Source organism: Mesorhizobium sp. C089B (genome assembly GCF_030323125.1).
Taxonomy (GTDB): Bacteria; Pseudomonadota; Alphaproteobacteria; order Rhizobiales; family Rhizobiaceae; genus Mesorhizobium.
In genome coordinates this window covers 2,777,206-2,788,997 of sequence record NZ_CP100469.1, presented here as the reverse complement: position 1 = coordinate 2,788,997, position 11,792 = coordinate 2,777,206, and the positions used below count along the sequence as shown (strand labels likewise).

The 11,792-nt window shown below is 60.6% G+C and carries 10 protein-coding genes; 6 read left to right on the top strand and 4 right to left on the bottom strand.

What is annotated here, in order from left to right; all coding sequences use genetic code 11:
• Positions 1 to 95 precede the first annotated feature (95 nt).
• The 5 genes from NLY44_RS13915 (at position 96) to NLY44_RS13895 (ending at position 7,131) form a co-directional block, all read left to right on the top strand.
• Positions 96 to 812: a pentapeptide repeat-containing protein gene (locus tag NLY44_RS13915; protein WP_023691463.1), complete on the top strand. Its 717-nt coding sequence runs from the start codon at positions 96 to 98 to the stop codon at positions 810 to 812.
• Positions 813 to 1,312: 500 nt separating this feature from the next.
• Positions 1,313 to 2,500: a magnesium transporter gene (locus NLY44_RS13910; RefSeq protein ID WP_031201438.1), complete on the top strand. Its 1,188-nt coding sequence runs from the start codon at positions 1,313 to 1,315 to the stop codon at positions 2,498 to 2,500.
• Positions 2,501 to 3,031: 531 nt separating this feature from the next.
• Entirely contained in the window at positions 3,032 to 4,249 is a 1,218-nt protein-coding gene (locus NLY44_RS13905; protein ID WP_198028949.1) for a tetratricopeptide repeat protein, read from the top strand.
• The gene (locus NLY44_RS13900; RefSeq protein WP_023687780.1) at positions 4,246 to 5,070 is read left to right on the top strand and encodes a FecR family protein; all 825 of its coding nucleotides are present in this window, start codon (positions 4,246 to 4,248) and stop codon (positions 5,068 to 5,070) included. The genes NLY44_RS13905 and NLY44_RS13900 overlap by 4 nt, the downstream gene beginning before the upstream one ends.
• Before the next feature lie 90 nt (positions 5,071 to 5,160).
• Positions 5,161 to 7,131 carry a CHASE2 domain-containing protein gene (locus NLY44_RS13895; RefSeq protein WP_198028950.1) on the top strand — a complete coding sequence of 657 codons (1,971 nt, stop codon included), beginning with the start codon at positions 5,161 to 5,163 and terminating at the stop codon, positions 7,129 to 7,131.
• Positions 7,132 to 7,216: 85 nt separating this feature from the next.
• On the opposite strand, the gene NLY44_RS13890 is transcribed toward NLY44_RS13895, so the two are convergent.
• The 4 genes from NLY44_RS13890 to NLY44_RS13875 form a co-directional block, all read right to left on the bottom strand.
• Positions 7,217 to 8,191 carry a L,D-transpeptidase family protein gene (locus NLY44_RS13890; RefSeq protein WP_023691458.1) on the bottom strand — a complete coding sequence of 325 codons (975 nt, stop codon included), beginning with the start codon at positions 8,189 to 8,191 and terminating at the stop codon, positions 7,217 to 7,219.
• Between the two features lie 313 nt (positions 8,192 to 8,504).
• On the bottom strand, positions 8,505 to 8,759 hold the full coding sequence (locus NLY44_RS13885; protein WP_023699977.1) for a hypothetical protein: 255 nt from the start codon (positions 8,757 to 8,759) through the stop codon (positions 8,505 to 8,507).
• A 224-nt stretch (positions 8,760 to 8,983) separates the two neighbouring features.
• The gene (locus NLY44_RS13880) at positions 8,984 to 9,187 is read right to left on the bottom strand and encodes a hypothetical protein (protein ID WP_023804809.1); all 204 of its coding nucleotides are present in this window, start codon (positions 9,185 to 9,187) and stop codon (positions 8,984 to 8,986) included.
• A 288-nt stretch (positions 9,188 to 9,475) separates the two neighbouring features.
• Complete coding sequence (locus NLY44_RS13875) at positions 9,476 to 10,387, bottom strand: LysR family transcriptional regulator (protein WP_023691455.1); 912 nt, start codon at positions 10,385 to 10,387, stop codon at positions 9,476 to 9,478.
• Positions 10,388 to 10,563: 176 nt separating this feature from the next.
• On the opposite strand from NLY44_RS13875, the gene NLY44_RS13870 reads away from it, so the two are divergent.
• Entirely contained in the window at positions 10,564 to 11,766 is a 1,203-nt protein-coding gene (locus NLY44_RS13870) for an MFS transporter (protein ID WP_023714681.1), read from the top strand.
• Positions 11,767 to 11,792: the final 26 nt, after the last annotated feature.

Below are 11,792 nucleotides of genomic sequence, written 5' to 3'. Positions count from 1 at the left end.
GATGCGCAACTGTGACGGCGGTCGTTACCGTGGCTCGAGTGTCAGCAGATGTGGTAAGGCTGATTGTCGACGAGTAGCAGAGGGGTCCAGCAACAATGACTTTGAGACGAACCAGAGCTTACGGCGGATCCGGCTTGGTTCTGGCGGTTTGCACAGTATTGGCTTGGCAAAACGCCACCGCCGCTCAAGATTGCTACGCAGCCGCGACGCCTGGCGTCAATTGGCAGGAGTGTGACAAAAAGCTTCTCATCCTAGAAGGACAGGACCTGAGCGGGGCAAACCTGTTCGGTGTTGATTTCACTTCGACCGACCTCAGGAACAGCAATCTCCTTGCGGCAAATTTTGAGAAGGCAACGCTTGTGCGCGCTTCCCTGGCCGGCTCGACCGCCAAAGGCGCCCGGTTCGACAAAATCGAGGCGTACAGGACCGACTTCAGCCATATGGACGCGCAGGGCGCCGTGTTTACGGGCGCGGAAGTGCAGCGCTCGAATTTCCAGGACGCCAATCTGGTCAATGTTGATTTCACAAAGGCGGAATTGGGGCGTGCGCAGTTCCATGACGCCGATATCAGCGGCAGCCACTTTTCGTTTGCCAATCTCGCGCGGGCGGACTTCCGAGGAGCGAAGTTCACCGCACCGATAGACTTTGAGGGCGCTTTTTTCTTTCTGACCCGTATCGAGGGCCTCGATCTATCCAATTCGGCGGGTCTGTCCCAGTGGCAGCTCAACATGGCTTGCGGGGACGCCCGGACCGAGTTGCCTTCTGGCATGACGAGGCCAGAAAATTGGCCCTGTCAATTCCAGCAGGAATAGCCCGCCCGTCCGCTTCCCGCCCAAAGGCTGCCGGGCGGCAAAGCGCTCAATCAGTCCTCGGCCGCGGGTCAAAGCACGACACTGCGGGACATTTCCGGCAATCTCATTTACCGGCGAACGACAACGACCAAATAGAGGACGGATGCCCAAGGTCAAAGGTGATACCGCTCTGGACAAGGAGCGCGCCAAAACAGAGAAGCTCCTCAAAAGGTTGGATACACCGCCTTGAAGGAGGCCGGTGTGGTATCCAAGCGACCCGACCTCCCAAATCTAAAGGTTGAAAAGCGAGGGAAATAGCGCGGACACTCGCATGCTGACCTGACGAGGGCACGCCCAAAATGTAGACGTCTGCTTTGCCTTCTCAAGCTAGGAGCGTGCAGGCGGCGCTTGCGAGAACCACAAGGCGGACTGCTGGGGCCGGAAGAAGCTGTCGTATTTCCGCCCCGGTGCGATCCGATACTTCACAACTTTTTCTCTTTCCAATTGGGGGGCCATAGCAAATGAACGAAGAGACCGGCGTTCAGAAGTTGGTGCGCACGCTGCGTGCTCGAGCACCTGATGACGCAGCTGAATTGCTCGCTAGAGAGTCTCCCGAGTTCATCCGCGACACACTAAAGCTGTTGCCGGACGGGCACGCCCGTAAGGTGGCCGAGCATTTGCCACTGCATATGCGGCCCATCAGCTCTCATGACGGTGAGATGGGTTTCGCGATCCCCGAGTCGCTCGTCGACGTGATGGACCCGATCCCCGCCAGCGTTCCTGTCGGGACGACGGTTGCTGCCGCGGTGGAAGCTGTCAGAGGCGCCCAGGTGCCGACCGAGCTCACTTATCTCTACGTCACGGACAAGGGCAATAAACTGGTTGGCCTGGCGGTCCTGCGCGATCTGATGCTGAGCGAACCGGACGCGGTTGTCGATCACATCATGCTGCCCAGGCCGTTCGCTCTTGATGTCGGTCTCTCTTTGAGTAACGCATGCAAGGCGGCGGTACGGCGTCACTATCCTGTCTATCCGGTGGTGGATGCGGAGAACCGGCTGCTCGGGCAGGTTCGCGGCTGGCGCTTGTTCGAGCAGCAAATCATCGAGATTTCCGCCCAGTCTGGCCAGATGGTCGGCCTCCAGAAGGAGGAGCGCTCTTTTACGCCGCTGTTTTCAGCCTTCCTGAAGCGTCATCCGTGGCTGCAGTTGAATCTCCTGACGGCCTTCATGGCCGCATTCGTGGTCAGTTCGTTCACAGGCACGATCGAGAAGATCGTTGCTCTGGCGGCGTTTCTCCCGGTCTTGGCCGGGCAGAGCGGAAACACCGGCTGCCAGGCACTGGCTATGACGCTGCGTGGCCTTGCCCTGGGGGATGTGGACAAACGACCGAAGCTGCACTTGGTGATGAGAGAGGGCGCGCTCGCGGCCGCCAACGGCGTGCTCGTCGGCGTTGTTGCTGCTGCGGCGATGTGGTTCTATGCCTCGAGGCAACCGGCGTCGGCGGCGCAGGCGCCGATGCTGGCACTTGTGATCCTGCTTGCCATGTCCGGATCGTGCCTCATGTCCGGCATCTCCGGCGTGCTGATCCCGTTGGGCCTGCGCCGGGCAGGCGCCGATCCGGCGGTCGCCTCGGCGATCTTCCTCACCACCGTGACCGATATTGTAGGCATGGGCCTGATGCTGGGGCTGGCCACCATGCTCGTGCTGTAGCAAGCTGCGTGCGGTGACGCGTCCCTGGGCGTTGAGGCAATGAGCTGACCTCGCGTTCAAAGAAATTGCAAGACCCGGGCCGAATCGCACACGCCTCGTGAGAAGCACCTCCGGCAGCTCTCCGTCCCTTGCGAAACGCGACGGAAGGCCTTTGGAGAAGCCGTGGGTGACCTTGAAGCCTGGTGACCAGATACGCAGGATCGCCCACCCAATATTAATCTTGTCGGCTGTGCGATCCACTACTGATGAGATTTGATTTTGTTAAGCCTTGGGCCAAATACTTCAATCACGTGCAGCAATGTTGAGAAGAGTTTTTGACAATCAGCGCAGCCGAAATAGGAATAAACCCGATATCTTGTTGCGCAGCTGCAACAGCTGCTGAGGACTCGCATAAGTCCGGCGATCGTTCAGTCGCCTTTTTCTTGCAGTCGTGCTACTCCCTCGCACTAGTCGGGTTTGGGGTGGGTTCTCGGCATGCAATCTTCGTTTCGAACGATCTTCGGCTTCGCCGCAGCGCTGCTTTGTGCCGGCGTGTTGCCGGCCGGCGCACAAGGTCTTTTTGGGGCCTATGACGATGCGTTTGCGGCCCGCATCGCCAGTCCGGCCGACAATGGAACGCTCGCCCAATTCGTCACGGTCGCGGTCAACGCTGGGCAATACGATCAGGCGATCTCCTCGATCGAGCAGTATCTGATCCAATACCCGCGCGATGCGCGCGCCCGGCTTGCGGCCAGCCGGTTATATTATCATGTCGGGTCCTATGAATTGGCCCGGCGGCAGGTGCAGTACGGCATCGAAGTTGGAGGTCTGACCGCAAGTGAGCAACAGGAAGCTGTTCGCCTGCTCGCCCGCATCGAGCGCGCGTTGCGTGGCGTCACCTGGGAACTCGCCCTGACCGGCGGCGTATTCAGCGCATTCACCGATTTTGAGCCAGGCGGGGCGCAGGACGACGACAGCTTCGTCTCGCCTTACGGGCAGGCGGAAGGTTTTGTGCGGTGGGACCTCGGCACGCCAAGTGCCGACGCGCTCGTTCTTTCGGGGTCGTTGACCGCGACTGAGCGTCTTTTCACGGAAGACCTGTCGGTTCCGGGTGGCGAGAAGACTTTTATCCACGGCAACGCAGCGATAACCTGGGACAAGGGACTGCCCAACAGCGGGATCGATTCGCTGCGCCTGCTGCTTTCCGCGTTCACCGTTACGGATCGTTTCGACAGCGACATTTACGAAACCGGTATCGGCCTCAGTGGACGTTTCGTCGTTCGCCCGACGGTCGAGACGACGCTCTTCGCCGGTGGCGGCTACATCGATCTAAGCGCCTCGCAAGGCATTTTCGCGGATAGCAGGGTCTTCTATGAGGCAGGCGGCAGCCACCGCTTCCGCAATGGCCAGGCGCTCGGCTTGCGCTTTGTCGGCTCGAATGAATTCGCTTCCGGATCGGGCGAAATCAGCCGCAGCTATACGGGCGAGGTCCGCTATGGCGGCCTGTTGATGAACGTACCGGATTTTTTCGCATGGTCGCACCAGATCGCCTTATCGGCCGGCCACAGCGACACTCCCGATCTGTCCGTCGGCATCGGCACAAATATCAAGAGCGACTTCTGGCGAATTGCCTCGGAAAGCGATTTTCAGCTGACGGAAGCGCAGAAGATCAGCGTCGATCTCGCCTACCGCAAAACCAACTTCGCCCTCGCCAACCGCGACCGAAAATCGTTCGAAATGCTCATGAGCTATACGTTGACGCTCAATTGAAAGAGGCCGCGATGAGGTATCATCAGATCGTCATTTTTATCGCCTGCCTCGCCTTCGCGGCACCATCCGCTGCTGAGACGGTCGGGTCGATGACGGCCTATCAGACCATCATCGTCCGCAATAACGGCGGGACGATGAACGTTGGCGCCGGCGTCGAACTCGGCGACCAGTTGCGCAGCAATCCCACCGGTCTCGGAATGCTGGTGTTCCGGGATGAATCGAGCGCCAAAATTGGTCCAAACACCAGCCTGACGATCGATGAGTTCGTCTACAATCCGGGCTCCGGGTCGGGAAAGATCGACATCGGGATGAACAGCGGCCTGGCACGTTTTTATGGCGGCCAGGTTTCGAAAGGGGGCGTCATGCAGGTTGCGACGCCGCACATGGTGCTCGGAGCGAGAGGCGGCATCATCGAAGTGCTGGTGGCAGCCGGCCAGACCGTCGGCATATTGCGCGCCGGCCGCATGACCTGCACGATCAATGGCAAACGGCTGGTCATCACGAACCCGGGCTACGCCTGCACGTCGGACGATGGCAAGCTTCTGGCCGGCTACGGCGGCATCGACGCCTTCCCGATCTTGGACAGTATCGACCGGATAGCGGGAACCGGCCTGCCGGGCGCACCGGGTCCTGGGTTGGACGTAAGCGCAATTTGTGCGTCGGCTCTAGGCTCCTCGCTCAAAGTCTGCGGGTCCAGGGACGGCGCACTGCCAGGAGTGGTCATGGAATTCCCTGACAGCCCAACGCCACCTGCGGGCAGCGGGGGGCGGCGGGGCGAGTGTGAGGGTGAGGGTTGCTGCTACTACTACAACTGCGATTAGGCCTGGCTGCACGAGATGAGCCACTCGGTCGGTAGGCGCTGGGCTGATTGGCGGCAAGCCGGCAGGCGCAAAATATCCGGCCTTGTGGTCGTGCTCCTGCTGCTCGCTTGCCATTTGGCTTTTGACGGGCCGTTGTCGCGCCTGCGTGAGCGGACGTACGACTTCTATCAGTTTCTCGCCCCACGTCAGGCGACGAGCAATCCTGTCGTGATCGTCTCGATAGACGACGCCAGCCTCAAGGCACATGGGCGATGGCCCTGGAACCGTGGCCTCTTGGCCGATCTGGTCGATGGCATCACGCAATCCGGTGCGGCGGTGGTCGGGCTTGCGCTGGTACTCCCCGAGGCTGACACCTCGCCTGAGGGCATCGCCGGAGACAAGCGCCTGGCAGCGGCGCTGTCCAAAAGTCGAACGGCGCTTGCCGTCAGCCTGGGCAATGAAGCGACGGTATCAGAAGCAGAACCCAAAGCCGGCTGGTCGATCGTCGGGCAAGTGCCCGATACACTTCCCGGCTTCACCGGTCTTACCGGCTCGCTTGCCGAATTCTCGAACGCCGCCGCAGGCCTCGGCGTGATTCGCACCTTGCCCGATCCCGACGGCGTACTGCGCCATGTGCCGCTGCTCTGGCTTCGCAATACCCCTCAACGCGCGCAGCTGTGGCCGTCTTTCGCACTCGAGCTCCTGCGCCTTTACGCTGGACAGGACGGTTACACAGCCCGGATGAATGCAGCCGGGTTCGACGCACTCAGGATGGCAGGCGCCATTGTGCCGCTCGAGCCGGAGGGGAGCATCCGCCTCTGGGAAACCGCCACGGACACGCCTCGCCTGTCTGCCAGCACTATCCTTTCGGGCCATGGCGATCCGCGGCTGCGGGACGCCATCGCCATTGTCGACCTGTCGGCTGTGGGCCTGACGCAGTACCTGCCCACGCCGACGAGTCCAGCGCGACCAGGAGCGGAGATCCACGCCGATGCGATCGGCCAGATGCTTGCCGGGCGCTTCCTGGCAGAGCCAGCGCACGCGCGTATGCTCGAGCGGCTCTGGTTTCTCCTCAGTGCCGTCGTTTTCATCGGGCTTTCTGGAGTGCTCGCCGGGCGTGTCGTGCTTGGCGCCATCTCCCTGGCGCTGCTGGCCGTCACGCCGTTCGTGTTCGGCGCTCTCGAGTACAGCCTGCAGGGTGCACTCTATGACCCGCTGCAGCCGGCGCTTGCAACCATCATGGTTGCGGGCTTCGAAGGCTATGTCCTCTACAGGCGCAGCGAGCAGCGCCGGTCCACCCTGACGCGACAGTTCTCCCAATATCTGTCGCCCTCCGTGGTGCAGCGCCTCGCAAGCTCGGACACCGAGGCAATCCTGTCCGGCGAGAAGCGCGAGATCACAATTTTGATCAGCGACATACGTGGCTTCACGACCATGAGCGAACAGCTCGACACCCAAGAGATCGCCAAGGTGGTCAACCATTTCCTCGGCATTGCGACCGATGAGATCCTCAAGCGCGACGGCACCATCGACAAGTTCATGGGCGATGCGGTGCTGGCCTTCTGGAACGCACCGCTAGATCAACCCGATCATCGTGAGCGTGCGCTCGACGCGGGCCTGGCCCTTATCGAGCGGGTGAGGCGCGAAGACGCCGCCTTCACCGCGGATGGCCATCGCTCCATCGAAATCGGCGTCGCCATCGAGACCGGCATCTGCTCGGTAGGCAATTTCGGCTCCGAACGGCGCTTCGATTACACCGCGATCGGCTCCCCCGTGAACCGCGCGGCACGGCTCGAATCGACGACCAAGAAGCTGGGCATCCCCCTGGTGCTTGGACCCGGCTTTGCGGCAGGAGCATCGATGCCGGTCGTCCAGGCGGGCGCCTTTGAGCTCCAGGGTTTCAAGGGCGAGGTCCCGGTTTTCACCGTTCCGGAGATGCAAGCTGCTCAACAAGGTATTAGCCGCGAAGTAGAGAGCCAACGTGGTGAGCAATCTGGCGCCCCCGCCATGGTGGTTGGTTCGCCGCCATCCGTGCAAATGGCGCCGCTTGATGTTGCACCCCGAACCCGAAGCACGCGCTGATCGGCCAACGGGTCGCAGGATGCGATTGTCACGGGCACCGACGGACATCTTGTTTCGGCGACATCGAGGGATGCGACGGCTTGCGTCACTCGTCCTTGAAAGTCACCTTCATATGTTTGTGCACCATTGAGGCGAGGTCCTCGGCATCCCAGTTCGTTAGCCTGATGCAGCCGTGAGAGAAGGTCTTCCCGATCTTGCCGGGTTCGGGCGTGCCGTGAATGCCGTAGCTTTCGATGGAGAGGTCGATCCAGATTGATCCCACGGGATTGTTAGGGCCGGCAGCAATGGTGAAGGGCCGCTTGGTTTTGACTCCCTTGAATGCAAAATCGGGATCGTAGTGATAGGTCGGGTTGTGCACCACCCTTTGGATCTCTGCCTGCCCACTTGGTGCCGGCTTCTCGTCGCTCCCGATCGAGGCAGGGTAGACGGCAAGCGCTTTATTGGAGGGGTCGAGCACGCGCACCTGATGAGCGCCTTTGTCGACTTCGACGCCGGCAATGGTGGCGGGAGGTTCACCCCGGCCAACATCTGGTACCAGCAGCGTGGTTCCAGCTTTCCTGAATCCGGTGCCTGGGTTTAGCCTCCTGAGCAATGGTTCGCTCACATGGAAGCGCTCCGCCAGCTTCTCGATCGAGTCGTGATAGCCAAGCCTTCTCAGGCGAGCCATCCTCTCCATGCGCCCCGGAATGCGTTTGGTGAAGGGGCCGCGTACATCTTTGCGGGTCAGTTCATAGGTGATCAGAGCTGGGCTGGTGGAGGTTGCCATCAGCTTGTCCCAAGTCGCCTGGGTGAGCTTGCCATCTGGCGCCAGTCCGTTCGACGCCTGGAAGGCCTTGACCGCCTTGGCGAAGTTCTCTCCAAGGCGGCCGTCGATGAGCCCCGGTGAGAAGCGCGCACGATCCAAAAAAATTTGCGCCTTCAGCACGGCAGGATCGAGCCCTTTTGGATCGCCGGCGGAGAATTGCGCCTGATTTACCGCGGCTAGGTCCAGCTTGGCCGCCTCCGTCCCGCCGCATGCGAAGGCGAGTGCAATGGCGAGGAGGAGAAGGAGCCTGATCATCGATTTCACTCCTTACGTTAAATCGCACCTGATCTGCTTCTATGACGCGCTGTGGCAGATCTGGTTCCATTCGCCGGTAGGGGATCATAGGCAACCAGCCTTACGCTGCCGACCGGTCCGAGACGTTTGATGCCCATGCCTTGCCCCTCACGAGAGGCGTTGCTGGCCGCGCAGATCGGCAGTGTAAAAATGGTCTGGCCATGTTGACGTGAGCTTCTACCTTCAAACTGCCCACTACCTGGACCGGCAGTCAAATGGTCTCAGGGCAGCAAGTGAGGAGATGCGCTGGGAACCGGCTTATCGGGCGGGTATTCTATTGATCTTCGGTATCGATAGATCCATGTTCCGTCGTCACTGTGATCGCGTTGTCGCCCGCGATTGCTCTAGCGTATTCGAAGCGCTCCAACTTCTGTTCTGCCGATAGGCCTTTGAACATCGCGGTGGCCGAGTTCGTGATTTTGAAGTCGCCGCAACTCGGACAGCGAAACTCCCGGATGTCACCAACTGTCTCCGAATTAACGAGCGCCTGCTCATCTGTAATCGGGCAAATTGCGGCCATCCAAGCCATCGTGGTCCTCCGTCCTAAGGCCGTCCCCGATTACCCAAAAGGCATCGTCGAGTGCAAAATCCATTTCTGCCGACGCTCACCCCACCTGGAGTACTCCACCGAGTAGATTGCGCTCTCCACTCTCCAACCCAGAATGTGGATTAAAGCCAGTTCCTCGGCGAGCGATTTGCTGGTGAGCGGTAGGCGCTCTCGCTCTGGAGCCTCTCCCAAACGATCGGAGATGTTCATGTAGCGTCGGGCAGGACCGAAGGGCCGGAACGTGACGTTTTCATCTCTTCGGCAATCACCAGTAGCGCCTCCAGAGCGACGGCGATCCCCGACATCACCGTACTTATGTCTGCGCTGCCGCCGAGCGTCGAAAGTTCGGCCGCTCGCGTTTGCATGCTTTGGCTCAGCTCTTGTAACTTCAGGCGCAGCTCGTCATCCATGGTATGTTCTCCAAGCTTGACGCTGGAGGAACGCCTGCTTACAACCCGTTCCGCCGGTGGCCGCAGAGAACCAGAGACACCGCAGATGCTACAACTTGCGCTGTGGCGGCGCTTAGCATGGGCGGTGGATTGAGCCTCAGCGAATGACCGTCGGCAAATAGCGGATGCTTCAGTCTCGAAAAGGTGCTGGACGGCTCGATATGCACCGCCCCTTGGCCCTGGGTGCTGGTCCCATGCACAGTAAGGCCGTGCAAGTGCGCGCGGCCTCTGGGCTCAACATTCCAGTCGTCATGGTCCAAAGTTGTCCCAAGGTGGGTTCTCACCAAAGTGGGCGGCGAGAAGCGTCACGAAGCTTTGAACTTTGGCGGAAAGATGCCTTCTTGACGGGTACATCGCGTAGATCGACCGGCTTACCGGCTTGAACTGGGGCATCACTGTCTCCAGTTGGCCCGAACGAATGGCTTCTCCAACAAGGAAAGTGGGGCAAAGTACTATGCCTGCTCCACCCAGCGCCGCATCGCGCAGGAGCTGCCCGTTCGTTGCCGTCATCCGTGCAGTGATTTTTACCGCCACTTCCCCCTTTGGTCCGTCGAACCGCCATTTTCCGCGGCTGGCGCGCAACGCGTAGTCCAGACAATCATGGTCGTGGAGATCCGACGGCTTTGTGGGACGCCCGCGTCTGTCCAGATAATCGCGCGAAGCGCAGACCACCTCGCGTGAAGGCGCGATTCGGCGAGCAACCAGATTGGAAACCGTGAGTGGAGCGATGCGTACCGCGACATCCAGGCCCTCTTCCACGATGTCAACCACACGGTCGTCCAACACCAACTCAACCGACACCTCCGGGTAGACCGCGAGATATTCTGCAACGACTCTCCCAAGGTGCATCGCGCCGAAGGAGATCGGCGCGCTGACACGCAGTGAGCCGGTGGGACGTGTCTTGCTCTCGGCCGCGCTCGTACGAACTTCCTCGACATCCTCGATTATGCGCAGACTGCGCTCGTAGACGGAGGCGCCGAGCTCTGTCAGGCTTATGCGCCGGGTCGTCCGGTTGAGAAGGCGTGCGCCAAGCCACTCTTCCAGCATCTGGACATGTTTGCTCACGGCCGCTGGCGATAGTCGCATCCGCTTGGCCGCTCCAGCGAAGCTGCCTTCACCGACGACGTTGGCAAACACGGTCATGCTGGTCAGCCGGTCCAACTGCAATCACCTCTTTCATTCACGTTTCGTGAATTCACCATCCATATCTCCCTCGATTATCAATCCGCAGTGGACAGATTATCTGAAACCAGGCCGGGATCAATTGCCCGATCCGTCTCTCTAACGTTTGCCCGAAACGTTGGCGTCGAGTGCCTTCTCGCGGGCTGGAGGTGATCATGTCTCTGACCAAAGCAGCCCTTCGGGAGAAACAGGGAGCCACTTTTCGCATGTGGCTCTCCGTGCTCACTGTATCGCTGGGTATTTTTTCGATGATCACTGCGGAGCAACTCCCTGTGGGGCTGATTCCGGCAATTTCTTCCGAGTTGAATGTCTCTATTGGGAGTGGCGGTCTCACGGTGACGATACCCGGCGTAATTGCGGCGTTCGCTTCTATCGGTTTGCCGTTGGCAGTGGGGAGGCTCGACCGGCGTATTCTGATGGCGGGCCTGCTCGCTGTAATGGCTGCGGCGAGCGTGATTTCAGCGCTCGCAACGAACTTTCCCGTGCTGCTCGCGTCCAGGCTGCTCGTCGGGATCACCATCGGTGGCTTTTGGGCGATAGCCGGGAGCATCGCAGTACGACTTGTTCCTGGACCGTCCGTGCCGCGCGCCATGACTATTGTCTTCGGCGGTGTAAGTGCCGCTGCGGTGCTGGGCGTGCCGGCCGGCACGATCATCGGTGATCTAGTCGGCTGGCGCGGCGCGTTCTGGTCTCTCGCCGGCCTGAGCTTTGCCATACTGCTCGCCGCCCTGCTTGTGCTTCCGAAGCTGGAGGCGGCGCAGCCTGTGGAGGTGAAAGCCCTGCGTGCGCAATTGCGCAATCCCGCCCTCCTGTCGGGCGTGGTTGCGACCGCACTGCTGGTGGCTGCCCACTACGGTGCCTACACTTTCGTGAGCCCGGTGTTGCTGGAGGTCTCGGGCGTCACTGCAGGGAGCATAGGTTGGTTACTGTTGGGGTATGGCATTCTCGGAATGATTGGCAACGCCGTCGCAGGCGTCTGGGCCGCCAAATCCGTCGGTCGCACATTGGCCTGCATCGTCATTGGGCTCGGCGCCACGCTGGCTCTCTTCCCGTTGCTCGGGGTCACGCCGCTCACAGGAACCATCCTGCTGCTGGTGTGGGGCTTCGCGTATGGCGCGGCGCCCATCACGCTGCAGACGTGGGTGCTGAGTGCAGCACCAGAAAGCGCGGAGACCGCGACGGCCATCTACTGCTTCACTTTCAATCTTGCCATCTCCGTGGGTACCCTAGCGACCAGTCAGATCGTCGACACGATGGGCGTGAACAGGGTCCTCTGGGTCGACTCCGCCATCATCCTGCTGGTGCTGCTGCCGGTGTGCCGCGCACCCATGCTTAACCGGAACATCGGAAACTCGTAGACAGCAAGCCATCCTGTGCCGCCCAT